This window comes from Amycolatopsis sp. NPDC114484 (assembly GCF_055633755.1).
The window spans coordinates 188,432-214,110 of record NZ_JBVKDQ010000008.1; the positions used below are offsets into that span (position 1 = coordinate 188,432).

The window sequence follows — 25,679 nt, forward strand, 5'->3', positions numbered from 1 at the left end:
TGGCCTGCGCGTTCTCGATCCGGAGCGGGTTGTCGCGCGGCTTTTGCTCGTCGGAGTTCGGATTCGCTTCCACCAAGCCGCAGGCCGCAGTGCCGCAGCCGAAGCCGGGCGAGCGTCCGCCGGTCGACCCGGACGCGACCTGACCGCTAGGCCGCGGCGCCACCGGTGAAGAACCGCGATCGCCGCGCGCGACCGGCGTGCGGCTAGTTGCGCGAACGGTTCGAAGACCTGCGTGGCCTGCGCGTTCTCGATCCGGAGCGGGTTGTCGCGCAGCGTTTGCTCGTCGGAGTTCGGATTCGCTTCCACCAAGCCGCAGGCCGCAGTGCCGCAGCCGAAGCCGTGCGAGCGTCCGCCGGTCGACCCGGACACCACCTGACCGCTAGGCCGCGGCGCCACCGGTGAAGAACCGCGATCGCCGACGGGCCAAGCCGACGCGCGACGCGCTGATCAGGCTGGGTAGCCTCAGGGCATCAGCTCAACCGACCCTGGAGGTTCCCGATATGTCACGCCGTGCGGCTGCGCTGGCCGGAACGATCGCTGCGGCCGCCTTCGCCGTCGCCGGGTGCAGTGCCGACGACGAGCCCAGCACCAAGGCCCCCGCCACCTACACCTCGGTGCCCGCCCCGGCGATGCCGTCCTCGTCGGCTCCGTCGAGCGGCGAGGCGAGCGCTCCCGGGAACGGCGGCGCCACCGGTGAGCAGCCGAACGTCAAGCGCGGCGCGCAGACCGGCGAGGCAGGCGTCGATGTGCTGATCACCGTCGCCTACCAGGGCGGGAAGGTCACGCCGCCGGCCGGGGTCGTCGACGTCAAGGTCGGCAACAAGGTGAAGATCAAGGTGACGTCCGACCAGTCGCAGAACATCGATGTCGAGGGCCTGCCCGACAAGTCGGCTGACGTGTCCGCGAAGAAGCCCGAGGACATTGACTGGTCGGTGACGAAGCCGGGCGACACCAAGGTGACGGTTCGCGAGTCCGGTGCCCTCCTGGTGACCGTGCACGCCTCCTAAGCGCACAAAAAGAGGCGCGCACCCGCGAAAGGTGCGCGCCTCTTTTTGCGCCCGGGGTCAGCGACCGGCGGGGCTGACGTTCAGCATCATCCCGGCCAAACCGCGCGCCCGGACCGACAGCTGCTTCGCCGCGTCCTTCAGCACCAGTGACGCCGGGGCGTCCGGTTCGGCCAGCACGATCGGCGTGCCCTCGTCGCCCTGTTCGCGCAGGCGCGGGTCCAGCGGGACCTGGCCCAGCAGCGGCACCGTCGAACCCACCGACTTCGACAGCGAATCCGCGACCGTCTGGCCGCCGCCCGCGCCGAAGACCTCGATGCGTTCGCCGGTCGGGGTTTCCAGCCACGACATGTTCTCGATGACGCCCGCGACGCGTTGCCGCGTCTGCATCGCGATCGCGCCCGCGCGCTCGGCCACCTCGGCGGCGGCCTGCTGCGGCGTGGTCACCACGAGGATTTCCGCGTTCGGGATCAGCTGCGCCACCGAAATCGCGATGTCGCCGGTACCCGGCGGCAGGTCCAGCAGCAGGATGTCCAGGTCGCCCCAGAACACGTCGGCGAGGAACTGCTGCAGCGCGCGGTGCAGCATCGGGCCGCGCCACACGACCGGGGCGTTGCCCGGCGTGAACATGCCGATCGAGATCACCTTCACGCCGTGCGCCTGCGGCGGCATGATCATCGTGTCGACCTTGGTCGGCTTCTCGCGCGCGCCCAGCATGCGCGGCACCGAGTGGCCGTAGATGTCCGCGTCCACCACGCCGACCGACAGCCCGCGCTCGGCCATCGCCACGGCCAGGTTCACCGTCACCGACGACTTGCCGACGCCGCCCTTGCCGGACGCCACGCAGTAGACCCGCGTCATCGAACCCGGCTGCGCGAACGGGATCACCGGCTCCGCCGCGTCGCCACGCAGCGATTTGCGCAGCTCAGTGCGCTGCTCGTCGCTCATCACGTCGAGCTCGACCCGCACGTCGGCGACGCCGGGGAGCTTCGAGACGGCCTTCTTCGTGTCCGCGGTCAGCGTCGCCTTCAGCGGACAGCCCGCGACCGTGAGGTAAATCCCGACGTCGACCACCCCGTCGTCGCCGACCGCCACGTCCTTGACCATGCCGAGGTCGGTGATCGGCTTTTTGATTTCCGGGTCGTACACGTCCTTCAGCGCGGTGCGGACGTCGTCGACGCTGGGGAGCTGCTGTGTACCAGTCACGCTTCCATCGTACGTACTGCCCAGTTCAGCTTTGCTTGGCCTTGCGCGGCTTGGAGTCCACGTCGAGATCGTCGCGCAGGCGGTCGAGTTCGCTGCGCAGGTAGTCGCGGGTCGCGACCTCGCCGACGGCCAGCCGCAGCGCCGCCAGTTCGCGGGCGAGGTACTCGGTGTCCGCCTTGGTTTGCGCGACGCGCGCGCGGTCCTCCTCCAGCGACACGCGGTCCCGGTCGTCCTGCCGGTTCTGCGCGAGCAGGATCAGCGGCGCGGCGTACGCGGCCTGCGTCGAGAACGCCAGGTTGAGCAGGATGAACGGGTACGGATCCCACTGCAGCGCGGTCGCGGCGATGTTCAGCGAGATCCAGACGACCACGATCAGCGTCTGCCAGAACAGGTACTTGCCGGTGCCGAGGTACCGCGCGATCCGCTCGGTGAAGCGGCCGAAGGTGTCCGGGTCGATGTTCAGCCGCAGGCGGGCCTGCCCGCGCGGCTGGTCGAGCCTGCGACCGGTTCTGAGTTCAGGCACGGTCGGCCTCCTCTAGAACAGCGCCGTCGGCGCTATCAGTGACGTCGTGCAGGCCGGTTTCGCGCCAGTCGTCGGGCAGCAGATGGTCGAGCACGTCGTCGACGGTGACGGCGCCGAGCAGATGGTCCTCGGCGTCGACGACCGGGCCGCACGCCAGGTTGTACGCCGCGAAATACCGGGTGACCTCGGACAGCGTCGCCTCCGGGCGCAGCGCGGTGAGGTCGGTGTCCACCGCGCTGGCCACCAGCTCGGCGGGCGGTTCGCGCAGCAGCCGCTGGAAATGCACGACGCCGACGAACCTGCCGGTCGGCGTCTCGGTCGGCGGACGGCACACGAACACCATGCTGGCGAGCGCGGCGGGGAGGTCGGCGTTGCGGATGTGCGCCAGCGCCTCGGCGATCGTCGCGTCCGGCGTCAGCACCACCGGCTCCGGCGTCATCAGGCCGCCCGCGGTGTCCGACGAATACGCCAGCAGCCGTTTGACCGGCGCGGATTCCTCCGGCTCCATCAGTTCCAGCAGGCGGCTCTGCTCAGCCGGGGCGAGTTCGGCGAGCAGGTCGGCCGCGTCGTCCGGGTTCATCGCCTCGAGGATGTCCGCCGCGCGTTCATCGGCGAGGTAGGACAGCAGTTCCTTCTGGTCGTCCTCGGGCAGTTCCTCGATGACGTCCGCGAGCCGCTCGTCGTCCATCGCGTCGGCGACCTCGTGGCGGCGCTTGATCGGCAGGTCGCGCACTGTCGCGGCGACGTCGACCGCGCGCATCGTGTCGAACAGCATCAGCAGCTGGCCCGCGCCTTGCGGCTGTCCGGTCAGGTCGGTGAGCCCGAGCCCGGAGACCTCGCTCCACGGCAGCACCTGCATCGCGGCGCGCCGGCGGCCCAGCGTGAGCCGGGTCGAGCGCTCGCGGACGGCGAGCTTCGCCAGCACCCAGTCCCGCGTGCGGGTCGGCTCCATCGCCGCGTCGACCACCGTCACGCGGGTTTCCGCGCCGGTGAGCGTCGCGTGCGCGTCGAGGAGCTGCCCGCAGACCAGGACCTCGTTGGGCCGCTGGTGGAAATGCCGCATGTTGACCGAACCAGTGGCGAGCGTCACGGCGTTCGGTTCGATCGAGGTGACCCGCAGCATCGGGACGAAAACCCGCCGCCGGGTCGCCAGCTCCACGACCATGCCGAGGATCCGCGGCGGCTGCTGGTCCAGCCGCAGGCCGGCGACGACGTCGCGGACCTTTCCGATCGATTCCCCGTCGGGCCCGAACACCGGCAGACCCGCGAGCTGTGCTGCGTAAACCCGGTTTGTGCCTGCCATGGCGCCGACACTATCGGCTGGCGCCGGTGCGCGCTCGTGCCGTGGCTCGGCGAATTCTCAGCCAAGCAGCGCCCATCGGGTCAGCGCGGGCAGCGTTTCGGCGGACGGGCCGTCGTCGTCCTCGTCCAAACCGCCGAAATCGACCAGATCCTGGGCGTGCCACAGCCGGTTCTGCACCGCCCGGACGAGCGTCCACGCCTTGGCGCGGTCGCGGTCCAGACCGCTCGCGGCGAGCTTCGTGTCCAGTGTGGATTCGCTGAACCGGTTCCACAGCACCGAAAGCGCGCCGTATTCGAGGTCGCCGGCGAGCGGCTTCGGGTCGATCACCAGCCACGGTTCGCGGGTGCCGGACAGCACGTTCTCGTAATGCAAGTCCTCGTTCACCAGTGCGTTACCCGCTTCCGGACCGAGATCGCGGCACACCTCCAGCGCGGCGTCCAGCTCCCGGCGGGGGAGCGGTTCGCCCAGTTCCTGCCAGGATTTGGGCAGTTCTTCCAGCAGTTCCTCCGCGACGGCGGACAGCGTGCGGGTGAGCGCGGCAGGCGCGGGCACGGCGAGCCGCCGGGCGAGTTCGCTCATGATCTCGACGGCGGGCAGCAGCGGTTCGCCGTCGAGGGTCCGGCTGTCGTCGAGCCGCTCCAGCAGCATCGCGCCGTCCTCGGGCGCGGATTCGTGCAGCAGCACCGATCCTCGACCGGCCCATGTGGACAGTGCGAGCGGCTCGTCGCGCGATTCTTCTTCTACCCAGCCGAGTTTGAGCACCACACGGGAACCGTCCGCGCGCCGAGCGGGCTGGACGACTCCGACGTAGCCGTGCCGGGCGGTGTCCTCGAATTCCAGCTCCCACTTCCGGGCGTACCGCTGCGCCAGCGAGGCGAGCCACGGGACGGCTTCCGGACCCAGCACCTTGGGAGCGCGCTCGGCGAAGGCAGGCGGGATTTCCAAAACGGTCACAACGCCTATTCTGGTCGGTGGCGCAAACCGTTTCCGGGGGTGTCCGGCGCGCGTACAGTGAACGGAAAGGGGGTTTGGCGAACCCGGGAGCTGCCATGATCGTCGAGATTGTCAGCGCAGTGGTCGTCGTGGGCGGGGTGTGGCTCGCCTCCGCGGTGCGCGTGGTGAAGCAGTACGAACGCGGGCTGGTATTCCGTTTCGGCCGGGTGCGCGCGCAGGTCCGCGATCCGGGGCTCGCGCTGCTGTTGCCGGTAGCCGACCGCATGCAGAAGGTGAACATGCAGGTCGTGACGCTGCCGATCCCCGCGCAGGACGGCATCACCCGGGACAACGTCACGGTCCGGGTGGACGCCGTCGTGTACTTCAAGGTGGTCGACCCGGTGCTGGCCACCGTCCACGTGCAGGACTACCGGTCGGCGATCGGCCAGGTCGCGCAGACGTCGCTGCGGTCCATCATCGGCAAGAGCGACCTTGACGATCTGCTGTCGAACCGCGAACGGCTCAACGAGGGCCTCGAGCTGCTGATCGACAGCCCGGCGCTGGGCTGGGGCATCCACATCGACCGGGTGGAGATCAAGGACGTCGCGCTGCCGGAGTCGATGAAACGCTCGATGTCGCGACAGGCCGAGGCCGAACGCGAACGCCGCGCGCGGGTGATCTCCGCGGACGGCGAACTGCAGGCCTCGCACAAGCTGGCCCAGGCCGCCGCGGCGATGGCGGATACCCCGGCGGCGCTGCAGCTGCGGCTGCTGGAGACGGTGGTGCAGGTGTCGGCGGAGAAGAACTCGACGCTGGTGCTGCCGTTCCCGGTGGAGCTGCTGCGGTTCCTGGACGCGCGGACCGATTCTCCGGCGAAACCGGCCGCGGCCACGCCGCCGGAGCCGCGATCGCCGTCGACTTCAGAAGAGACCAGCAACGGGCATGCCGCTCCGCCCGAGGTCGAGGCGAGCGACCTGCCCGATCAGCGGTCGAGGTAGCCGTTGAAGCCGAGGACCAGCAGCGTCACGAAGAAACCGACCCACAGCGCGACCGCCACGTAGCCGAGCACGACGGCCGACAGCGCCATGGTGCGTCCGCCTGCTTCGTTGCGGCCGGCCTTGGACAGCGCGACGTGCCCCATCGCGAGACCGGGGACCGCGAGGACGCACGTCACCAGACCGAGCAACGAGCACACCAGCGCGCCGGTCGCGAGCCCGGTGTCGGTGTTGTTCGCGTACGGCTGGTAGGCCGCGCCATAGGGCGGCGGAGCCGGGAACGCCTGGTACGCGGGCGGCGGCGCGAACGGATCTGGTTGCGGTGCAACGGGATACGGCTGTACGGCGGGAGCGGGTTGCTCGCCGGGCAGCTGCGCGACCGGGCCGGGGTCGGGTGCGGTCCAGCCCGGCGGGGGAACCAGCGGGTCAGCCTCCGAAGTGGACGAGACGGCGTCCGCCGGGGCCTCGTACGGCGCGGGTTCGCCGGTGGCCGGCGGCTCGTACGGAGCGGGATCCGCGGTCGGCGGCGGTTCGTAGGCCGCCGGTTCGCGGTCGGGCGGAGTGGTCATGAGGGCTCCCTCGGGGTGCCGGGTTCGAAGGACGACGCTACCGGGAATCGCGGCGGCATCAGCCGAAAACGCCGGACTGGGCCAGCGCGTGCCAGATCAGCGGGAGCGCGATGCTCCAGACGATCAGCGCGCCGTAGCCGATCACGAACCCGGCGACCGCCAGCGCGCCGCCGGTGCCGCGTCCGCGCCGGGCCCGGTAGAACGCGATGTGCCCCATCACGATCCCCGCGATGGCCATCGGCGCGCACAGCACGAACCCGGCGATCGAGCACACCAGCGACCCGAGCGCGAGCCCCGCGCCCGCCGACGGGCCTCGCGGCGGATAGGGCTGGTGCTCGTACGACGGGTGCTCGTAGCCGTCGCGCCCAGCAGGCTCGTCGCTGCCCTCGCTCATCGGGATCCTTCTCGCGGTTTCGGGTGGATCAGCACCTTATCCGCACCTTAACGGGGGAAACCGGGGCCTGGCGTGAGCACCCTCATAGCCGCTCGGGCGCGAACCAGTCATACTCCCCGGTAACCCCAGCGCCGGGAGCCGGCGTCGCCCGCAGTGAGGAGCTGAGCTCATGGCCCGTCTCGCCCGGACCGCCGGCCTGACCGATGTGCAGCAGGAGATTCTGTCCACGGTGCGGTCGTTCGTGGACAAGGAGATCATCCCGCACGCGCAGGCGCTGGAGCACGCCGACGAGTACCCGGCGGAGATCGTCGAGGGCATGAAGGAGATGGGCCTGTTCGGGCTCACCATCCCGGAGGAGTACGGCGGCCTCGGGGAATCGCTGCTGACCTACGCGCTGGTGGTCGAGGAGATCGCGCGCGGCTGGATGAGCGTGTCCGGCGTGATCAACACGCACTTCATCGTGGCGCACATGATCAAGCAACACGGGACGCCGGAGCAGAAGCAGCATTTCCTGCCCCGGATGGCGACCGGCGAGGTCCGCGGCTCGTTCTCGATGTCGGAACCGGATCTTGGCTCGGACGTGGCCGCGATCAAGACCCGCGCTAAGCGCGAGGGCGACGACTACGTGATCGACGGCGCGAAGATGTGGCTGACCAACGGCGGTTCGTCGAACCTGATCGCGCTGCTGGTGAAGACCGACGAGGGCGCGGAGAAGGCGCACCAGAACCTCACGACGTTCCTGGTCGAGAAGCCGTCCGGGTTCGGCGAGGTGCTTCCGGGACTGACGATTCCGGGCAAGATCGACAAAATGGGCTACAAGGGCGTCGACACCACGGAAGCGGTGTTCGACGGCTTCAAGATCGGCGCGGACAAGGTGCTGGGAGAGGCTCCGGGCAAGGGCTTCTCGTACATGATGGACGGTGTCGAGGTCGGCCGCGTGAACGTCGCCGCGCGCGCGTGCGGGATCGCGATCCGGTCGTTCGAGCTGGCGATCGCTTATGCCCAGCAGCGCACCACCTTCGGCAAGCCGATCGCGCAGCACCAGGCGATCGCGTTCAAGCTCGCGGAGATGGCGACCAAGGTCGAGGCCGCGCACTTGATGATGGTCAACGCCGCCCGGTTGAAGGATTCCGGCGCCCGCAACGACGTCGAGGCCGGGATGGCGAAGCTGATCGCCAGCGAGTACTGCGCCGAGGTGACCCAGGAAGCGTTCCGGATCCATGGCGGTTACGGCTACTCCAAGGAATACGAGATCGAGCGTCTCATGCGCGAGGCCCCGTTCCTGCTGATCGGCGAGGGCACCAGCGAAATCCAGAAAACCATCATCAGCCGCGGCCTGCTGCGGGATTACAAAGCCTGACCCGCGTTTCGCCGGAGTTCGCGCGCTCCGCCGGTTCTTGACAAGATAGAGCCCTCGGACCGGACGAGTGCGCAGGTGATGATGGTGAGCAGTCCCTTTGGTGGCGGTCAGGGCGCGGCCGGGCCGCCGCGGCTCCCGACCCCGCCCACCGGCTGGCCGATCGGGTCGTACTCGACCTACGGCGAGGCGCAGCAGGCGGTCGATTTCCTGGCGGAAAGCGAGTTCGCGGTCACCGACGTGACGATCGTCGGCGTCGACCTGATGCTGGTCGAACGCGTCATCGGACGGCTGTCGTGGGGCCGGGTGCTCGCCGCGGGCGCGATGTCGGGCGCGTGGTTCGGCCTGTTCGCGGGACTGTTGCTGGGGATGTTCGTCAACCAGGGCGGATTCACGCTGCAGCTGCTGACCGGGCTGGTGCTCGGTGTCCTGTCCGGGTTGGCGTTCTCGGCGATTGGGTACCGCACGTCGCGCGGGCGCAGGGATTTCTCGTCGGCCAGCCAGCTCGTCGCCGGCCGGTACGACGTGCTGTGCCAGCCGCGCAGCGCGGAGCAGGGGCGCGAGCTGCTCGCGAAGCTGGCGTTGCGGCCGCCGCCCGCCACGGCGTGAAGACCGGCGCGACTTTTTCACCCGTCCTTCCGATGGTTCGCGCGCACCTGGCTGAATCGTTACCGACCCTGCTTGCGGCGGGTGATCGCCGGGCATAGGTTGTCCGACACCGGTTGGCCGGTCGTGTCCTCCAGCGCGGCCTGCCGGCAACTGGCACGTCGGGGTGCTGGCTCGGGTCCGCCTCGTCGCGGCGTGCTGTCTGGGGGGCGGCGCCGGAGGGTGCCGTGTGCACAGGGCGAGGAGGCTTGGATGGGGAAGAAACGGCCCAGCGGAAAGAAACGAGGACCTACGCGCGCGGCGGCACTGCTCGCCGCGGGCCTGGTGAGCAGCGGCCTGGTGGCAGGCTGCGGAACGGATTCCGGGGCGACGGTCAACGTCTACTACTCCCCGGAGGACCATTTCCAGACGGTCGTCGACAACTGCAACAAGGCCGCCGCCGGGCGGTACCGGATCGTCTACAACAAGCTGCAGCGCGGTTCGGACGACCAGCGGATCCAGATGGCTCGCCGGCTCGCGGCGGGCGACACGTCGATGGACGTGCTCGGCCTCGACGTCACCTGGGTCTCGGAGTTCGCCGAGGCGGGCTGGGTCGACGAGTGGACCGGGCAGAACAAGACGGCCGCGTCCGAGGGCGTGCTGCGAGGTCCGCTGGAAACCGCGACGTATCAAGGAAAGCTCTACGCCGCGCCGAAGAACACCAACGTGCAGCTGCTCTGGTACGACGACCGCATCACCCCGACCCCGCCGAAGACGTGGGACGAGATGATGCAGATGTCGCAGCGGCTCAAGAGCGAGCACAAACCGCATTCCGTCGTGTTCACCGGCGCGCAGTACGAGGGCCTGGTCGTCATCTACAACACGCTGGTCGAATCGCTCGGCGGGCACATCCTGTCCGACGACGGGAAATCCGTGGTGATGGACGAGGGCGCGGTGCAGGCGCTGGAGCTGCTGAAGAAGATCACGTCGTCGGGGATCACCGACCCGTCGCTGACGAACCAGAAGGAGGACGACGTCCGGCAGACGTTCCAGCGCGGAGACGCCGCGTTCGAGCTGAACTGGCCGTTCGTCTACGCCTCCTACGCCGAGGAGAAGCCGAAGGACCTGTCGCACTTCAAGTGGACGGTGTACCCGCAGGCGAAGCCCGGAATTCCGTCGAAGAGCACGATCGGCGGGTTCGATCTGGCGGTGAGTGCCTACTCGCAGCACAAGCCCGAAGCGTATGAAGCGGCGTTGTGCTTGCGCAGCAAGGAAAACCAGAAGGTGTCCGCGATCAACGACGGGGTGCCGCCGACGATCGAGTCGGTGTACCACGACGACATCCCGGTGGACCCGGCGAAGCCGGTTTCGGCGGACAACCCGAACATGGCCCAGAAGTACCCGATGCGCGACTCCATTCTGTCGGCGCTGAAAACCGCCGCGGTACGGCCGCTCACGCCGGTGTACCAGAACCTGTCCACGGTGATGTCGAAAATCCTTTCCCCGCCGTCGGCGATCGACCCGCAGACGACCGCGCAGAAAATGCGGGAACAGCTCGATGACGCGCTCCAGTCGAAGGGAGTGATCCCGTGACCGTCCAGGATCCCGCCGCGACCACTCAGGAAGCGGCGCACCGCAAGGGAAAGCCCGCGCTTTCCGAGGGCAAGAAGGCGGAACGACGGCTCGGGCTGTGGCTGTGCGCGCCCGCGTTCCTCGTGATGATCGCGGTGACCGCGTACCCGATCATCTATTCGGTCTGGCTTTCGCTGCAGCGCTACGACCTGCGGTTCCCGTCTCAGCACGAGTTCATCGGATTCTCCAATTACGCCGCGGTGCTCACGAATTCCTACTGGTGGACCGCGTTCGGCACGACGATGTTCCTCACCGTGGTCTCGGTGGCGATCGAATTCGTGCTCGGCATGGGGCTCGCGCTGATCATGCACCGCACGCTCGTCGGTCGCGGGCTCGTGCGCACCGTCGCGCTGATCCCGTACGGCATCGTCACCGTGGTGGCCGCGTTCTCGTGGTATTTCGCGTGGACGCCCAAAACCGGGTACCTGGCGAACGCGCTGGGCGAGGGGGTCGCGCCGCTGACTGACCAGTGGCCGTCGCTGTTCATCATCATTCTCGCCGAGGTGTGGAAGACGACGCCGTTCATGGCGCTGCTGCTGATGGCCGGGCTGGCGCTGGTGCCCGACGACCTGCTGAAGGCCGCGGCGATGGACGGCGCGACCGCGTGGCAGCGGTTCACCAAGGTGATGCTGCCGGTGATGAAACCGGCGATTCTCGTCGCGCTGCTGTTCCGCACGCTCGACGCGTTCCGCATTTTCGACAACATCTACGTGCTCACCGGCGGCGCGCAGGACACCGGATCGGTGTCCATGCAGACCTACGACAACCTGGTCAAGGGGCTCAACCTCGGGATCGGCTCCACCATGGCGGTGCTGATCTTCATCACGGTGGCGATCATCGCGTTCCTCTTCATCAAGGTGTTCGGCACCGCCGCGCCCGGCACGGACGACGGGGGGAAGCGCTGATGGCTATCGGAGGTGCGGCCACCACCGGCCGCAAGGTCGGCTGGGGCCTGCTGGACATCCTGGTGCTGGTGTTCGCGATCGTCCCGGTGCTGTGGGTGCTTTCGCTGTCGTTCAAGACGAAAGCGACGCTCACCGACGGCAATTTCATCCCGGTGGAATGGACGCTCAAGAACTACGCGGACATTTTCCAGACCACGGAGTTCCTGCACGCGCTGGTGAACTCGATCGGCATCGCGGTGATCTCCACGGTCATCGCGGTGGTGCTGGGCACGATGGCGGCGTACGCGATCGCCCGGCTGGATTTCCCCGGGAAACAGGTGCTGGTGGGGCTTTCCCTGCTGATCGCGATGTTCCCGCAGGTATCGCTGGTCACCCCGCTGTTCAACATCGAACGCGGGCTCGGCCTTTTCGACACCTGGCCGGGGCTGATCCTGCCCTACATCACGTTCGCGCTGCCGCTGTCGATCTACACGCTGTCCGCGTTCTTCCGGGAAATCCCGTGGGAGCTGGAAAAGGCGGCGAAAATGGACGGCGCGACGCCGGCCCAGGCGTTCCGGAAGGTGATCGCGCCGCTGGCCGCGCCGGGCGTGTTCACCACGGCGATCCTGGTGTTCATCCTCTGCTGGAACGACTTCCTGTTCGCCATCTCGCTGACGTCCACCGAGGCGTCGCGCACGGTGCCCGCCGCGTTGTCGTTCTTCACCGGGTCCTCGCAGTTCGAGGACCCGACTGGCCAGGTGTGCGCGGCCGCGGTCGTGATCACGGTGCCGATCATCCTGTTCGTGTTGTTTTTCCAGCGTCGCATCGTGGCGGGGCTGACGTCCGGTGCGGTGAAGGGCTGACCCATGGCTGAAATCGTTCTCGACAAGGTTTCCAAGCGCTACCCCGACGGCGCGCTCGCGGTGTCCGAAGTGGACATCACGATCGCCGACGGCGAGTTCATCATCCTCGTCGGCCCGTCCGGCTGCGGGAAGTCGACCACGCTCAACATGGTCGCCGGGCTGGAGGACATCTCCTCGGGCGAACTGCGCATCGACGGCAAGCGGGTCAACGAGAAGGCTCCGAAGGACCGGGACATCGCGATGGTGTTCCAGTCCTACGCGCTGTACCCGCACATGAGCGTGCGGGAGAACATGGCGTTCCCGCTTCGGCTGGCCAAAGTGGACGACAAGATCGTCCGGTCCAAAGTGGAGGAAGCGGCGACGATCCTCGACCTGACCCAGCATCTGGACCGCAAACCGGCCAACCTTTCCGGCGGGCAGCGGCAGCGGGTGGCGATGGGCCGGGCGATCGTCCGCAACCCCAAGGCGTTCCTGATGGACGAGCCACTGTCCAACTTGGACGCCAAACTGCGCGGGCAGATGCGGACCTCGGTGTCGAAAATCCAGAAGCAGCTGGGCACGACCACGCTGTACGTGACGCACGACCAGACCGAGGCGATGACCCTCGGCGACCGCGTGGTGGTCCTGCGGGCCGGTTACGTGCAGCAGATCGGGTCGCCGCAGTTCCTTTACGACAACCCGGCGAACCTCTTCGTGGCCGGATTCATCGGCTCGCCGTCGATGAACTTCGTCCCCGCGACGCTCGAGGACGGGCAGCTGCGCAGCCCGCTGGGCACCACCCCGCTCACCGACCGGATCCGCCGGATGGCCGAAGCGGCGAACGCCCCGCGCGAGGTGATCATGGGCATCCGCCCGGAACACTTCGAGGACGCCGCACTGGCCGAACCGGGCCGGGAGGGCGCGAGCTTCACCGCGCACGTGGACGTGCTGGAGTCGATGGGTTCGGAGAAGTTCGCGCACTTCACCGTGGACGGCGGGGTCGCCAGCTCGGCAGACCTGGCGGAACTGGCCGCGGACAGCGGTTCGGCCGACGTCCCCGGCGCGGAATCGCTGATCGTGGCCCGGCTGTCGGCAGAATCGGCCGCCGCGGAGAACCAGGACCTGCAGATCTCGTTCGACGCGGACAAGGTGAAACTCTTCGACCCGTCCGACGGCCGGAACCTCACCTACTCCGACTGAGCCATCGGTCCGTGAAGGGCTCCTTGAAGGAATCAGATTCCCTCAAGGAGCCCTTCACGGACGTTCAGGGGATCCGCGAGAAGACCGTCGCGGCAGCGGCGCGCGCGGCCGGGCAAGCCGCCTCGCCGCCCGCACCGCTGGTGTCGACCACGCTCACCGTCGCCTGCTCCGCGCGTCCCGCGGTGGCCGGGGAGGGTTGCACCGTCCGGACCCGGCAAAACGCCCCGTCGGCAGCCACCCGTGCCATCCGGTTGCCGAGCGTTTCCGACGGCCCCGCCGGAGCCTGCCGCACCACCGCGAACTCCAGGCTCACCTTGTCGAGAATGCACGAATGCCCGGCGATCCCGGCGGTGGCGTCGCCGCCCTGTGCCCCGGACGCACTGAGAATCGCGCAGGAATCCACCCGCCCCCAGGACCGGTCCGGCAACTGCGGATGCCGCACCCGATTGCCGGTCACCGCGTCGAGCACCCCGCCGACGACGTCGTCCGCCGCCGCGCACCGCTCTTCCGCACTGCCGCGATCGTCCCCGTCGGTGATCGAAACAGCCAGCCGAACCCCGTCGGCGAACGTGATCGCCCGCCCGCACGACCTCTGCGGCACGAAACCGGCCTGCTGCACGGAAACGCCGTCCGGCACCTTGCCCGGGTAATCGTAGGCCTTGATGTTGGGATCGCGATCAGCCGCGAGCGGGCCGACGGTGACCGTCCTGGGCCGCCCGGACTGGACGAAGTCCGTCTGGCACGCGGTGAACGAGGAATCGGGCGTGTCGGCAGTGGTGTTCTTGAGCCGCTTCGGGTCGAGGAGACTGCAGTAATCGAGCGTGGCGAAGTCCCCGAGCGCCGCGATCGCGGTGAGCGGCACCGGGGTGGACTGCGCCTGCTCCGCTGGGGCGGACTCCGCGGAACATCCGACGCCCGCGGCGAGGAGCACCGAACAGCCGACCGCGAGGACTCCGAGTGGGTTACGCACGGGGTGCAGTATCACCGTGAGTGGCGAAAAATCCAGCCCCCGCCGCGAAATCCCACACTTCGCTGAGTCATCACCGCTGGTCGGGGAGGTTCTGGGGAGGGGAGATGTCGGCGCGGGACGGGCATGGCGAGATGAGAGGGGCCGCGTCGGCCGGTTCGGGGCTGTGGTGCGCGGGTGGGCGGGTTGAGGTCCGCGGTGCGCGGGATCGGCGGTCGCGAGCCGGTCGCGGTTGGGGAGGGCGTTGGCTGGAGTGGTGCGCGGAGTCGGCGGCTGCGGGCTGGTCGCGGTTGGGAGAGCGTTAGCCGTGCAACGCTTGTGAGCGGTGCTGCGGCCTGACCGCGGTTGGGGAGGGCGGTGGCTGCGAGGTGCGCGGAGTTGGTGGCTGTGGGCTGCTCGCGTTGGAGTGGGCGGTGCCCGGAGTCGGTGGCTGTGGGCTGCTCGCGGTTGGAGAGGGCGGTGGCCGTGCAGTGCTTGAGAGCGGTGGCTGCGGCCTGACCGCAGTCGGGAAAGGCAGCAGCCGAACAGTGCCCGGAATCAGCGTAAGCGGGCCGACCTCAGCGGGAACGGGCGTTGGCCGAACCTCGCCCGGATCCGTGCGCCCGACCAGGTCCCCATGACCCGAACTCCGCCGTCAAACAATCCTGACCTGCGAGTTCCCACCCCAACCCCGATTCCTCCCCGGCCCGGAACCCCACCCCCTTAGGGGTCCGGATCGTCCCGCGGAGCGATGTGCCCCGGCTCCGGACGTGGTGACATGGAGGTACGAACCCAAACGGGAGGGGAACACGATGACCGCACCTGTCACCCACCGGCTGAGCCGGCCGCGAGAGGGGCGCATGATCGGCGGGGTCTGCGCCGGGCTCGCCCGTCGCTTCGGGACCACGCCGGGCAAGATCCGGGTGCTCGCCTTGCTGTCGTGCCTGCTGCCGGGGCCGCAGTTCGTCGCGTACCTGATCCTGTGGGCCATCATCCCCAGCGACTGATCCGCCGGGCGAGTCGCCTGGACGGCTCGCCCGCCGCGAAACCACCGCGAACCAATTGAGATCGATCGGCCCTCTTCCGCCACCAAACGGAAGGGGGCCAGTCTCATTTCCGCTCGGCGGAAAACCGCTCCCAGGCCGACTGCCGAGTGACGCCGAGCGCCTCGCCGATTCGTGCCCACGCCACCCCGCGAGTGCGCAGCAAATCCACCTGTTCCTGGATCCGCGCGTCCGTCTGCGCGCTGACCTTCGCCATCCGCGGGATGCTCTCCAGGATCTCCTCGTCCGATTTCCGCTCCCACAGCGTCACCTCAGGCGTCCCCGGCTCGTGTTCCCCGGCCAGGATCTGTCCGCACAGTCCGACACAGCCGTCGCAGATGTAGACGCCGGAGCCGGCGATCAGTTTGGCCACCTCATCGGCCGGTTTCAGGCAGAACGAGCAGTACGAAGTCATCAGAACCTCCCGGTGTCAGGGCTAGCCTGACACGTCAGGAGCGGCCTGACAAGTCACTGCTGGGAGCGCAGCGTTTCGATGACCTCCTCGTCCCAGCGGTGCGTCCGGATCAGCCGGTACCGCTCGCAGGCGACCCACAGGTACGCCTCCGCCTCGGTGCGGTCGCCGATCAGGTCGGCTTGCCGCAGCATCGCCACCACCGGGGTGAATTCCTCGTCGAACCAGCGTTGCGCGACGGTCGCGCGGTCGGTGAACCGGCCTTCGTCTTGCATCAGCCGGAAACCCCACGCTTCGACATGCTCGCCGAGTTGCGCGTAGTTCCACGGATCCGTCATCAGCACCGAAGCGCGGGCATGTCCGGACAGCGGCACTCGTTCCAGGAACAGCCGCCGGTAGTCCTTCACGATCAGGTCGCCGCGATACCGGATGCCGCTCGGGTTCAGTTTGGTGCGCACGGCTGTCACCGAAGCTTCTATTGTGGACAGTCCCTGCGCCAAGGCGACCGAAACCCGGTGGTGGCCATCGATAATGAAGTGCAGTTCGCCGATGCGATACACCTCGATCGGCGGGATCGCCTCGCCTCGGCGGGCGGCCAGCGCGAGTCGTTCCCAGCGTTGCCGGACGCGGGCGGACGTCGGGCGAAAACGACGGTCGAAGTCGCGGCTCCGGTCCACGGTGCCGACGATCGAGTCCAAAGTGATCACTCGCGTCCCGATCCGCGCCTCGCTGACGTAACCGAGTGCCTGCACCACTTCGTGGAACGGCAGCATGATGTTGACGTCGTCGGGTTCCCGGCGCAGCCACGTGGAAAGCCGGGACAGCACTTGCCGCCGCCGGGCTCGCAGGAAGTCGTTTTCGGCGTCAGCGCGCGGGAAACCGGTCGGTCGGGTCATCGCGGGAACTCCATCACCTGATAGCCCACCACATTGCGGATCCGGGTGCGGCCGGCCACGCGGTCGGGCACCGATTCGCCGTGCGGATGGATGTGTCCGTGCAGCAGCCAGTGCGGCTGCAGGGTTTCGATCGTGCGGTGCAGGCAGGTGAAACCTTGGTGCGGCGGATCTTCTCGGTCGCCGAGACGCCGCGGCGGGGAATGCGTCAGCAGAATGTCGATTCCGTTGCCGTCCCGCCATTTCCGCCACCGGAAACGACGCTCCAGCCGCCGGGCCCGGCGCGCCTGCTGGCGTTGGGTCCATTGGTTCGGGCCGTCGCGGTAGCGGATCGAACCGCCGAGACCGGCGATGCGCAGCCCGGCGACGTCGACGATCCGGCCGTCGGCGTTGATTCCGCCGGTCGGCCCGGGCCATTCGGCCGGGAAACCGTCCTTCATGGACAGTCCGCCGTAACGGGTGAAGCCGCTCAGGTCCGGATCGTGATTGCCCGGAACGAACACGCACGGCACGTCGAGCATGCCGGCGAGGAACTCGAGATACGCGAACGGCAGATCGCCGGCGGCGACGACGAGGTCGACCCGCAGCGAGCGGACCGCCGGGGTCCACAGCCGCTCGTCGGCCTCGTCGGCCACCACCAGCGCTTTCGGCATGCGCCAAGGTTACGGCGCACGCGGCGTCACTTCATGCCGTGCGCGAACCCGGGGTTGAGCGCGATCATCGCGACGATGCCGACGATCCAGATGAGGCAGAGGGCGAGGGCCCAGAACTTGAGGTTGGACAGCAACCGGGACATGACGAGACAAACCTCCTGCGACCGGGGGAAGAAAAGGGGACCGCGAGGGCGGCTACAACCAGCCGTTCTTCCGGAATATTCGGTACAGCAGCAGACAGATCGCGAGAATGATCGTGACCACGATCGGATAGCCGAACTGCCAATGCAGTTCGGGCATGTAGTCGAAGTTCATGCCGTAGATGCCCGCGACCATCGTGGGCACCGTGATGATCGCCGCCCACGCGGTGATCTTGCGCATGTCGGTGTTCTGCTGCAGCGAGATCTTCGCGACTGTCGCGTCGACCAGGGTGCTGAGCAGTTCGTCGAACGCCGCCACGCGTTCGGACACCGTCGCGAGGTGGTCGGCGACGTCGCGGAAATACGAGCGGACCTCGTCCGGCACCAGCCGCGTGTAGCCCTCGGCGAGCCGCGACACCGGCGTGGCGAGCGGGACCACCGCGCGCCGCAGTTCGAGCACTTCCCGCTTCATCAGGTAGATCTGCTCGGCGCTCACCGACGAACGCGGCGCGAACACCTGCGCCTCGATCTCGTCGATGTCCGCCTCGATCCGGCTGGTGACCTCCAGGTAGTGGTCGACCACGTGGTCGGCGATCGCGTGCACGACCGCCGCCGCGCCGAGGGCGAGCCGCTCCGGGTCGTCGTCGAGGTCGCGGCGCAGCCGGGCGAGGCCGGAGTGGTTGCCGTGCCGGACGGTGATCACGAAATCGCGGCCGAGGAACACCATCAGCTCGCCGGTTTCCACGATCTCGTTCGCCGTGGTCGGCGACTGGTGCTCGACGTAGCGGACTGTCTTGAGCACCAGGAACAGCGTGTCGTCGTAGCGTTCGAGCTTCGGCCGCTGATGCGCCTCCAGCGCGTCCTCGACGGCCAGTTCGTGCAGGCCGAAGGTGTCCGCGATGCCCTGGATCTGGTCGGAATCGGGCTCGTGCAAGCCGATCCAGACGAAACCCGCGTGCCGCTTGCGGACCTCGCGGATCGCCTCGGCGTGCGTCCAGCGCCCGGGCAGCCGCTTGCCGTCGACATACACCGCGCAATCGACGACATAGGCCGACAGCGGCACCGGGATCGGCCGTTCGAGATTGGCCTTGGCCCGGTTGTTGCCGCGGCCGCGAAGGCCGCCTAGCGAGGGAATGGCAGGCATGGGTTCTCCTGGGCAGGCGTCGTGAAGCACGAAGACGACGGCCAGGCGGACCGCGGGGTCCGTCCGGCGGCACCGTGGGTTCCCGGACGCGGGCCTACCAGGAGCGGAAAAGGCCGGCCGGCGGGGCGGGAACGCACGTACTACTAGGGAGCGGACTATCACCACTGCTCATGGGTGGTTCCTCACCTCCTTTCGGCCGGGGCACGCCAAGGCGTGCGAAGTGGCAGGGGTCGCGTTGACGCGCGATCACCGATGGTCGAGGGTACTCCTCACCACGGATACGTGTCGCACCTGGTTCGGCAGGTGTTACCCGGACAGGAGGCGCAAGCGTGCAATTCGGCCGGTATTACGAGGAATTCGAGGTCGGCGCGGTCTACAAGCACTGGCCCGGCAAGACCGTCACCGAATACGACGACCATCTGTTCTGCCTGATCACGATGAACCACCACCCGCTGCACCTGGACGCGCACTACGCGGGCGAGACGACCGATTTCGGCAAGAACGTCGTGGTAGGCAACTACATCTACTCGCTGCTGCTCGGCATGTCGGTGCCCGACGTGTCCGGGAAGGCCATCGCGAACCTCGAGGTCGAATCGCTCAAGCACGTGAAGCCGACCTTCCACGGCGACACGATCTACGGCGAGACCGAGGTGCTCGACAAGACCCCGTCGAAGTCCAAGGACGACCGGGGAGTGGTGTACGTCGAGACGCGAGGGTACAAACAGGACGGCACCATCGTGTGCATTTTCCGGCGCAAAGTGATGGTGCCGAAGCGGTCCTACGGCGACACCCGCGGCGGGGAGCAGCCCGGCCGTCCGACGCCGCACGAGTGATCGATCCGCCGAAGGGGAGCACGGGTGGCCATCGCCCTGGAGAAGATCAAGCAGACGCTGCGCAGGTTCGCCGAGGTGGAGGCGCGCGGGGTTTCGCCGCTGTATGACCACCTCGCCACGCACGCGGCCGAGGACGACGACGTCGCCGCGCTGCTGACCGACGCTCGCGGCGGCGAAGCGCGCGGCACTTTGCTGTTCGCTGCGGCGCACCGGCTGGTGCAAGCGGATCCGATTCATCCGCTGTCGCGGTATTACCCGTCGGTCGGCGGTTTCGACGGCGTCGACAGCGAGACGTGGCCGTTGTTCCGCTCGTTCCTCTTGGAGCGCGCGGATCAGGCCCGCGAGATCATCTCGACGCGCTACACGCAGACGAACGAGGTGCGCCGAGCCGCGCTGCTGTACCCGGCTCTCGCGGCGGCGGCGAAGGAAGCGGGCGGCAAGATCGCGCTGCTCGAAGTCGGCTGCAGTGCGGGATTGCTGCTCGGGCTCGACCGGTTCGGCTATCGCTATCAGTGCGACGGCGGGGAGCAGCTCACGGCCGGTCCGGCGAAGGCCGCGGTCGGGCTGCACTGCGCGATCGACGTCGCGGACGGCGCGAAGCTGCCCAAGCTGCCCAAGAAGGTGGCTGTCGCGGCCCGAGCGGGTCTGGACCGGGCTCCGGTGGACCTCTCGGACGAGGACGAGCTGGCGTGGCTGGAGGCGTGCGTCTGGGCCGACCAGGTCGATCGCATCCGTCTGCTGCGCACGGCTGCCGCGGAGCAGCGGAAGCACGCGCCGGAGCTGATCGCGGGGGACGCGGTGGACGACCTGGCGTCGACTGCCGCGCGCTTGCCCGAGGAACTGCCGCTGGTGGTGCTGACGAGCCACGCGCTGGCGTATCTCGGGGACCGGCGAGCGGACTTCGTGGCCGAGCTGGCGCGGCTGTCCTCGGCCCGGCCGGTGTGGTGGGTGAGCCAGGAGTTCTACCGGGCTGGGCTGGAGACCGTTTTGCCTGGGCGGGAAGACCTGTCCTCGGACTCGGACGGGCCCGCGATGGCGGTGCTCGGGCTGACGACCTGGGTGAACGGGGAACCCGAGGCCCGCGCGCTGGCCCGGACGGCACCGCACGGCCAGCGGATGACCTGGCTGCCGTGAACCTGTCTCGTGCGTGGCGATCGCGATGAGAACCGTGGTCGCCACGCACGACAGCCCTCGGCGCCGTGCGTAACCTGTGTCACATTCACCCCATCAGTCACACCGTCGCGCCGCGCCCGCGACGCCGGAACCGATGCGCGTCCGGCGATATCGAATACGCGTTCCGCGCATTTTCCGTGCTCATCGCGGATGCTTGAACGATGGGGAAACTTTCCGACAACTCCGCAATGCGTTCCGAATCGCGGGAGCCGCTGCCGGCAATGCGGAAATGGCCCCTCCGAGTTACGCGCGCGGCAACTCATTCCAGTCACGCAGGGTCACTAGGAGCTGGTCCACCAGGTGGCCCGCTTCGTCTAAATTGACCAGTTCGGCCGAGTTGACCCATCGCGCGTCGGAGGCGTCGTCGCCCGCGGTGAGGATTCCGCCGGTCCACGTGCATTCGTAGTCGTGGATGTCGAAGACGCCGTGGACGACCGAACCGGCCAATGTGTGCGGTCTCACGTCCAGCCCGGTCTCCTCGCGGAGTTCCCGGACCACCGCCTCGTGGTCCGTTTCGCCCGGTTCGACCCGCCCGCCAGGCAGTGACCACCGGCCCTTGCCGGGTTCGTTCACGCGCCGGATGAGCAGGAGTCTGCCCTGGTCGTCGAACACAATGCCGCCGACGCAGCGCTCGAGGGGAGCCATGCCGCGAAGGTATCCGACCCCGGTCGTGCCCCCTAGCGTTCGGGAACCTGTACACGGAGAGTAGCCGTACGGTACACTTCGAGCGCCTGGCTGACCCATGCGCGGGACTTTCCTCCCGCATGAGTGGTCAGTGCGGTACAACGTAGAAAGTCAGTTTTCCGGGTGTCATGGAAGAGACGGGATTGATCGCTGTGAACGCGAAGAAGCTTGCGGGACTCGTGGGTATCGCGTTGGTGCTGTTCTTCGTGATCGCTCAGCCGGGCCATGCTGCTGGTCTTGTCAGCAACATCGTGGACTTCCTCCGCAGCTCGGCCGAATCGGTGATCACGTTCGTCAGCAACGTCTTCCACTGAGGACAGGGGATACCCTCGACCCATGTTCGCGCCACGCGACCCTGACGAGTACCTCCTCGACACCGAGCGGCGGGTCATCCGGATCCGCCGCCACTGGGCGGTGCTCCTCTGGGACACGTTCGAGGCAGCCGCGCTGCTGATCGTGTGCGTGCTGGTGTCGTATCTGCTGCCGCCCTCGCTGTGGGTGGTGCAGAACATCCTCTGGTACGTCGCGCTGGCGGTGGTGCTGCGGTTCGCCTACGTGATCATCGAATGGTGGGTCGAACGGCTGGTCGTCACCGACAAACGGTTCGTGATGACCACCGGCGTCTTCACCACCAAGGTGCTGATGATGCCGATCAGCAAGGTCACCGACCTCACCTACCAGCGTTCGGCCTGGGGCCGGATGCTGGGCTACGGCACGATGGTCGTCGAATCGGCTGGCCAGATCCAGGCGCTGAACCGGATCGACTACCTGCCGCGGCCCGAGGAGTTCTACGACACGATCTCCGAGCTCGTCTTCGGCGACAAGCAGAAGCAGGCCGAACGGTTCTCGATGATCAAGGCACAGCGCGCGGCGCGGGGCAAGAAGCCGGTCGGCTGACCCCGAGCGCGTCGGCACTGGTCCCGGCGCCGAGGTGACGCAGCGCATCGTCGAGAATAGGTCCGATGCGCATCGACCTGCACGCCCACTCCACGGCCTCCGACGGTACCGACAGCCCTGCCGAGCTCGTCGGCGCTGCCGCGCGTGCCGGTCTCGACGTCGTCGCGATCACCGACCACGACACCACCGCGGGCTGGGAACCGGCCGCCGCGGCCCTGCCCGCCGGGATGACGCTCGTGCCGGGCGCGGAGCTGTCGACGGTCTCGATCGACCCGGACACCGGTTACGAGATCAGCGTGCACCTGCTCGCGTACCTCTTCGACCCGGCCGCGCCCGCGATCGTCGCGGAACAGACACGGCTGCGCGTCGAACGGCGCACCCGGTTGCGGCGGATGGCCGAGCGGATGGCCGCCGACGGCCTCCCGGTCGACGCCGACGAAATCCTGAGCCTGCTGCCCGCGGACTCGCCCGCGGGACGCCCGCACCTCGCGCAGGCGCTCGTCCGCGCCGGGCTGGTCAGCTCCGTCGACGAGGCGTTCGGCGACTACCTGCACAGCCGCCGCGGTTACTACGTCGCGCGCCGCGACACTCCGGTCGAGGAAGCGATTGACATGGTCACCGCGGCCGGCGGGGTTACCGTGATCGCGCACCCCTTCGCTTTCAGCCGCGGCGCGACGATCAGCGAGGACACCCTGCGCGACCTGGCCGCTCGCGGACTGACCGGCGTCGAGGTCAACCATCCCAACCACGATCCGGCGACCCGGGTGCGCACCCGCGAGCTGGCCGACGAGCTGGGCCTGGTACGCACCGGGTCCAGCGATTACCACGGCACGAACAAGACCATCGGGCTCGGCCAGGAAACGACCGAACCGGACCAGCTGGAGGAATTGGTGGGGCGGGCGACCGGCTTCCAAGTGGTGAAGGGCTGAGATGGCCGTCTCGGATTTCTTCGACGCGAAGCTCTTCATGAGCGCGACGATCACCCTCGTCGTGATCATGGACCCGCCGGGCACGGTGCCGGTGTTCCTGAGCCTGGTCGGCCGCAAACCGATGGCCACGCGGGTCAAAGCGGCCCGGCAGGCGGTGCTGGTGTCGCTGCTGGTCATCTCGCTGTTCGCGGTGGCCGGGCAGGCGATCCTGGCGTATCTGGGCATCGGCATCCCCGCGCTTCAGGGCGCGGGCGGTCTGCTTCTGCTGCTGATCGCGTTGCAGCTGCTCATGGGCAACGCGGGCAGCAACGAGCCCGAGGCAGCCGAGGACGTCAACGTCGCCCTCGTTCCCCTTGGCACGCCCCTGTTAGCCGGTCCTGGCGCGATCGCGGCGACCATCGTGTTCGTCCGCCAGGCTGACGGGCATCTGGGCGCTTACATCGCGCTGGCGCTGGCGATCGTGACCGTGCATTTCGTGCTGTACACCTGCATGCGGTTTTCCGGCGTGGTCATCCGGCTGATCAAGGAAAGCGGCATCACGCTCCTGGCGAAGATCGCCGGCCTGCTGCTCGCCGCGATCGCGGTCGAGCTGGTCGCGAATTCGGTGCAGGGCTTCATCGCGGGCGGCTAGCCGCCGGGCCTGCGCCGGAAAGTGTCGGTGGGGGTGCGTAGCGTGGGCGTCGATGGAAGGGGCGGCGTGAAAGAACAGATGGGGTTCGACTTCGGCGTCGAGCAACCGCAGCGGCTCACCAAGGTCTCGCCGGCGCGGCTGAGCACCTTCGACGATTGTCCGCGCCGGTACCGGCTGGCTTATCTGGACCGGCCGACGCCGCAGCGCACCGGGCCGTGGGCGCACAGCACGCTGGGCGCAGTGGTGCACAACGCGTTGCGGGCGCTTTTCGACCTGCCAGTGGCGAAACGGACGCCGCAGCGCGCGATCGCGCTGGTGTCGGAGCACTGGAAGGACGCCGGCTTCGCCGACGACGACCAGGCCGCGCGATACCGGGCGCGAGCGAAGGGCTGGGTCGCGGAGTACGTGGAGGACAACGACGTCAGCGACGATCCGGTAGGCCTGGAACGCTGGGTGTCCGCGCCGGTCAGCACCACCGGCGGCCGTCCGACGATGATCATCGAGGGCCGAGCCGACCGTATTGACCAGCGCGGCGGCGAACTGGTGATCGTGGACTACAAAACCGGTCGCCGCGCGCCGGACGAACACGAGGCGAGGGCGTCGCAGGCATTGGCGATGTACGCCGTCGCCTCTACGCGCACTTTGCGCATGCCGTGCACGAAGGTCGAGTTGCACCATTTGCCGTCCGGCACGATCGCCGCGGCGGAACACACGCCGGAAACCTTGCGGCGGCACCTGGAACGCGCCGAGGAGACCGCCGGAGATTTGCGGTTGGCAGCAGATACCCTTGAGGCAGGCGGCGACGGAGACACGTTGTTCCCCGCCCGCCCCGACCGCCGCTGCGCATGGTGCGACTTCCGCCCGAGCTGCGTGGCGGGACAGCAGACAGCCCCTGCCGTGCAACCGTGGGATTTGCTTGCGCCGTAGGGGATTTCCCGAGACGTGGATTGGACCCGAGGATCGTGGCGGCACCGGAGATCGAGGAAGCGGCCCGTAACGAGGCGGCTGACGCGCGGGCGCGTGGGGCCGGCCGGGGTCGCGGTGCCGCGAGTGTTCGCCGAGCCGCCGGGAAAGATTCTGCTGCGGTGACTAAGGATCTTGCCGCTGGACAGGGCGAGGTTCGCGACGACCGTAGTGCTGAGAGCAGCAGCGCCCGCGCGGTCGGTGCGGCTCGGAATGCTCATGCGGACGGCGACGGTGCGGGTGCGCGGGACGTCGTGAGGTTGGACGGCGACGGTGCGGGCGTGCGCGAGGCCGCGAGGTTGGACGGCGATGGTGCGGGTGCGCGCGACGCCGTGAGTTTGGACGGTGCTGGCGCGGGCGACGTCGAGACGTTGGACGGCGATGGTGCCGAGGTGCGTGGTGGTGCGACATTGACCGGTGGCACCACTGCGAACGGCGGCCGTGCGGTCGAGGACTGTGCCGGAGCTGATTCTGCGGCGAAGAGGCGCGCGGCTGTGGCGTCGCGGGGTTTGGCGCGGGAGGACAACGCCGCGGAGATGAGTGGCGCGGCTGCGATTATCCATGAAACAGCCGAGCAAGCCAGCGTGACCCACGGCGAGGCGACACTTGACCGCCGCGAATCGGCCGCGCGGCGGAAGCCTCGTGGACGGTGGTGGCGAGGGTTCACCGGGTCGGTCGCCGCGGGGATGGCAGTCTTGGCCGTCGGGGTGCTGGTGGTCGGCGTGTTGTGTCTTGTGAACGGGGCGTCCGGACCGGGTGTGCTCAAGCTGGTCGGGCATCCGGTCGCCGCGGTGATTGTGCTTGCGCTGCAACGGATCGCCGACCGTCGGGTCGGGAAAGTGGCGGCGTTGGCGGGGGCTGGGGTGCTGGTCGTCGCGGTGGCGAGTTTCTGCGTGTTGTGGTGGTTCTGA

At 68.4% G+C, this 25,679-nt stretch carries 29 protein-coding genes; 17 read left to right on the plus strand and 12 right to left on the minus strand.

What is annotated here, in order from left to right:
• Positions 1-500 precede the first annotated feature (500 nt).
• Complete coding sequence (locus tag ACZ7SW_RS21550; RefSeq protein ID WP_470232200.1) at positions 501-1,007, plus strand: hypothetical protein; 507 nt, start codon at positions 501-503, stop codon at positions 1,005-1,007.
• Positions 1,008-1,064: 57 nt separating this feature from the next.
• On the opposite strand, the gene ACZ7SW_RS21555 is transcribed toward ACZ7SW_RS21550, so the two are convergent.
• The 4 genes from ACZ7SW_RS21555 to ACZ7SW_RS21570 are packed head-to-tail and all read right to left on the minus strand — an operon-like array spanning position 1,065 to position 4,990.
• Positions 1,065-2,210: an Mrp/NBP35 family ATP-binding protein gene (locus ACZ7SW_RS21555; protein WP_470232201.1), complete on the minus strand. Its 1,146-nt coding sequence runs from the start codon at positions 2,208-2,210 to the stop codon at positions 1,065-1,067.
• Between the two features lie 25 nt (positions 2,211-2,235).
• On the minus strand, positions 2,236-2,733 hold the full coding sequence (locus ACZ7SW_RS21560; RefSeq protein ID WP_470232202.1) for a DUF1003 domain-containing protein: 498 nt from the start codon (positions 2,731-2,733) through the stop codon (positions 2,236-2,238).
• Positions 2,726-4,036 (minus strand): magnesium transporter MgtE N-terminal domain-containing protein, encoded by a 1,311-nt coding sequence (locus ACZ7SW_RS21565; RefSeq protein WP_470232203.1) that lies wholly within the window; start codon positions 4,034-4,036, stop codon positions 2,726-2,728. The genes ACZ7SW_RS21560 and ACZ7SW_RS21565 overlap by 8 nt, the downstream gene beginning before the upstream one ends.
• Positions 4,037-4,093: 57 nt before the next feature.
• The gene (locus ACZ7SW_RS21570; protein WP_470232204.1) at positions 4,094-4,990 is read right to left on the minus strand and encodes an aminoglycoside phosphotransferase family protein; all 897 of its coding nucleotides are present in this window, start codon (positions 4,988-4,990) and stop codon (positions 4,094-4,096) included.
• Between the two features lie 95 nt (positions 4,991-5,085).
• Here ACZ7SW_RS21570 and ACZ7SW_RS21575 point away from each other — a divergent pair, with 95 nt between their 5' ends.
• On the plus strand, positions 5,086-5,967 hold the full coding sequence (locus ACZ7SW_RS21575) for an SPFH domain-containing protein (protein ID WP_470232205.1): 882 nt from the start codon (positions 5,086-5,088) through the stop codon (positions 5,965-5,967).
• Here the strand turns inward: ACZ7SW_RS21575 and ACZ7SW_RS21580 are convergent.
• Together ACZ7SW_RS21580 and ACZ7SW_RS21585 are read right to left on the minus strand one after the other, a co-directional pair.
• Positions 5,952-6,533, minus strand: coding sequence for a DUF4190 domain-containing protein (locus ACZ7SW_RS21580; RefSeq protein WP_470232206.1), 582 nt, complete (start codon positions 6,531-6,533; stop codon positions 5,952-5,954). The genes ACZ7SW_RS21575 and ACZ7SW_RS21580 overlap by 16 nt on opposite strands.
• A gap of 58 nt (positions 6,534-6,591) precedes the next feature.
• Complete coding sequence (locus tag ACZ7SW_RS21585; RefSeq protein WP_470232207.1) at positions 6,592-6,927, minus strand: DUF4190 domain-containing protein; 336 nt, start codon at positions 6,925-6,927, stop codon at positions 6,592-6,594.
• A 169-nt stretch (positions 6,928-7,096) separates the two neighbouring features.
• Here ACZ7SW_RS21585 and ACZ7SW_RS21590 point away from each other — a divergent pair, with 169 nt between their 5' ends.
• The 6 genes from ACZ7SW_RS21590 to ACZ7SW_RS21615 all read left to right on the plus strand — a co-directional run bounded on the left by ACZ7SW_RS21590 (position 7,097) and on the right by ACZ7SW_RS21615 (position 13,427).
• The gene (locus tag ACZ7SW_RS21590; RefSeq protein WP_378405902.1) at positions 7,097-8,287 is read left to right on the plus strand and encodes an acyl-CoA dehydrogenase family protein; all 1,191 of its coding nucleotides are present in this window, start codon (positions 7,097-7,099) and stop codon (positions 8,285-8,287) included.
• A gap of 78 nt (positions 8,288-8,365) precedes the next feature.
• Positions 8,366-8,893 (plus strand): YflT domain-containing protein, encoded by a 528-nt coding sequence (locus tag ACZ7SW_RS21595; RefSeq protein ID WP_470232322.1) that lies wholly within the window; start codon positions 8,366-8,368, stop codon positions 8,891-8,893.
• Between the two features lie 249 nt (positions 8,894-9,142).
• Positions 9,143-10,462 (plus strand): ABC transporter substrate-binding protein, encoded by a 1,320-nt coding sequence (locus tag ACZ7SW_RS21600; RefSeq protein WP_470232208.1) that lies wholly within the window; start codon positions 9,143-9,145, stop codon positions 10,460-10,462.
• The gene (locus ACZ7SW_RS21605; RefSeq protein ID WP_470232209.1) at positions 10,459-11,406 is read left to right on the plus strand and encodes a carbohydrate ABC transporter permease; all 948 of its coding nucleotides are present in this window, start codon (positions 10,459-10,461) and stop codon (positions 11,404-11,406) included. Before ACZ7SW_RS21600 ends, ACZ7SW_RS21605 begins: the two co-directional genes overlap by 4 nt.
• The gene (locus tag ACZ7SW_RS21610) at positions 11,406-12,248 is read left to right on the plus strand and encodes a carbohydrate ABC transporter permease (protein WP_470232210.1); all 843 of its coding nucleotides are present in this window, start codon (positions 11,406-11,408) and stop codon (positions 12,246-12,248) included. Before ACZ7SW_RS21605 ends, ACZ7SW_RS21610 begins: the two co-directional genes overlap by 1 nt.
• Before the next feature lie 3 nt (positions 12,249-12,251).
• Positions 12,252-13,427, plus strand: coding sequence for an ABC transporter ATP-binding protein (locus ACZ7SW_RS21615; protein WP_470232211.1), 1,176 nt, complete (start codon positions 12,252-12,254; stop codon positions 13,425-13,427).
• A gap of 64 nt (positions 13,428-13,491) precedes the next feature.
• On the opposite strand, the gene ACZ7SW_RS21620 is transcribed toward ACZ7SW_RS21615, so the two are convergent.
• Positions 13,492-14,397, minus strand: coding sequence for a hypothetical protein (locus ACZ7SW_RS21620; protein WP_470232212.1), 906 nt, complete (start codon positions 14,395-14,397; stop codon positions 13,492-13,494).
• A 788-nt stretch (positions 14,398-15,185) separates the two neighbouring features.
• Here ACZ7SW_RS21620 and ACZ7SW_RS21625 point away from each other — a divergent pair.
• The gene (locus ACZ7SW_RS21625; RefSeq protein ID WP_378308481.1) at positions 15,186-15,380 is read left to right on the plus strand and encodes a PspC domain-containing protein; all 195 of its coding nucleotides are present in this window, start codon (positions 15,186-15,188) and stop codon (positions 15,378-15,380) included.
• Between the two features lie 103 nt (positions 15,381-15,483).
• Here ACZ7SW_RS21625 and ACZ7SW_RS21630 read toward each other — a convergent pair whose 3' ends face one another.
• The 4 genes from ACZ7SW_RS21630 to corA form a co-directional block, all read right to left on the minus strand.
• On the minus strand, positions 15,484-15,831 hold the full coding sequence (locus tag ACZ7SW_RS21630; RefSeq protein ID WP_370940258.1) for a ClpX C4-type zinc finger protein: 348 nt from the start codon (positions 15,829-15,831) through the stop codon (positions 15,484-15,486).
• A 53-nt stretch (positions 15,832-15,884) separates the two neighbouring features.
• Positions 15,885-16,724: a chromosome partitioning protein ParB gene (locus ACZ7SW_RS21635; RefSeq protein WP_470232213.1), complete on the minus strand. Its 840-nt coding sequence runs from the start codon at positions 16,722-16,724 to the stop codon at positions 15,885-15,887.
• Entirely contained in the window at positions 16,721-17,374 is a 654-nt protein-coding gene (locus tag ACZ7SW_RS21640) for a metallophosphoesterase family protein (RefSeq protein ID WP_470232214.1), read from the minus strand. Before ACZ7SW_RS21640 ends, ACZ7SW_RS21635 begins: the two co-directional genes overlap by 4 nt.
• A 195-nt stretch (positions 17,375-17,569) precedes the next feature.
• Complete coding sequence (gene corA / locus ACZ7SW_RS21645; protein WP_470232215.1) at positions 17,570-18,658, minus strand: magnesium/cobalt transporter CorA; 1,089 nt, start codon at positions 18,656-18,658, stop codon at positions 17,570-17,572.
• 329 nt (positions 18,659-18,987) lie between these two features.
• Between corA and ACZ7SW_RS21650 the strand changes: the two genes are divergently transcribed.
• A complete protein-coding gene (locus ACZ7SW_RS21650; RefSeq protein WP_037815874.1) occupies positions 18,988-19,491 on the plus strand; it encodes a MaoC family dehydratase in 504 nt (167 codons plus the stop codon).
• 30 nt (positions 19,492-19,521) lie between these two features.
• Positions 19,522-20,625 (plus strand): DUF2332 domain-containing protein, encoded by a 1,104-nt coding sequence (locus ACZ7SW_RS21655; RefSeq protein ID WP_470232323.1) that lies wholly within the window; start codon positions 19,522-19,524, stop codon positions 20,623-20,625.
• A 282-nt stretch (positions 20,626-20,907) separates the two neighbouring features.
• On the opposite strand, the gene ACZ7SW_RS21660 is transcribed toward ACZ7SW_RS21655, so the two are convergent.
• Positions 20,908-21,309, minus strand: coding sequence for an NUDIX hydrolase (locus ACZ7SW_RS21660; protein ID WP_470232216.1), 402 nt, complete (start codon positions 21,307-21,309; stop codon positions 20,908-20,910).
• Positions 21,310-21,491: 182 nt separating this feature from the next.
• Between ACZ7SW_RS21660 and ACZ7SW_RS21665 the strand changes: the two genes are divergently transcribed.
• The 6 genes from ACZ7SW_RS21665 (at position 21,492) to ACZ7SW_RS21690 (ending at position 25,679) form a co-directional block, all read left to right on the plus strand.
• The gene (locus ACZ7SW_RS21665; protein ID WP_470232333.1) at positions 21,492-21,662 is read left to right on the plus strand and encodes a hypothetical protein; all 171 of its coding nucleotides are present in this window, start codon (positions 21,492-21,494) and stop codon (positions 21,660-21,662) included.
• Between the two features lie 22 nt (positions 21,663-21,684).
• Entirely contained in the window at positions 21,685-22,245 is a 561-nt protein-coding gene (locus ACZ7SW_RS21670) for a PH domain-containing protein (RefSeq protein WP_037353298.1), read from the plus strand.
• Positions 22,246-22,310: 65 nt separating this feature from the next.
• Positions 22,311-23,174 carry a PHP domain-containing protein gene (locus tag ACZ7SW_RS21675; RefSeq protein WP_470232217.1) on the plus strand — a complete coding sequence of 288 codons (864 nt, stop codon included), beginning with the start codon at positions 22,311-22,313 and terminating at the stop codon, positions 23,172-23,174.
• Position 23,175: 1 nt separating this feature from the next.
• Positions 23,176-23,805 carry a MarC family protein gene (locus tag ACZ7SW_RS21680; protein ID WP_344288575.1) on the plus strand — a complete coding sequence of 210 codons (630 nt, stop codon included), beginning with the start codon at positions 23,176-23,178 and terminating at the stop codon, positions 23,803-23,805.
• 78 nt (positions 23,806-23,883) lie between these two features.
• On the plus strand, positions 23,884-24,732 hold the full coding sequence (locus ACZ7SW_RS21685) for a RecB family exonuclease (RefSeq protein WP_470232324.1): 849 nt from the start codon (positions 23,884-23,886) through the stop codon (positions 24,730-24,732).
• A 158-nt stretch (positions 24,733-24,890) separates the two neighbouring features.
• Positions 24,891-25,679 carry a hypothetical protein gene (locus tag ACZ7SW_RS21690; protein WP_470232218.1) on the plus strand — a complete coding sequence of 263 codons (789 nt, stop codon included), beginning with the start codon at positions 24,891-24,893 and terminating at the stop codon, positions 25,677-25,679.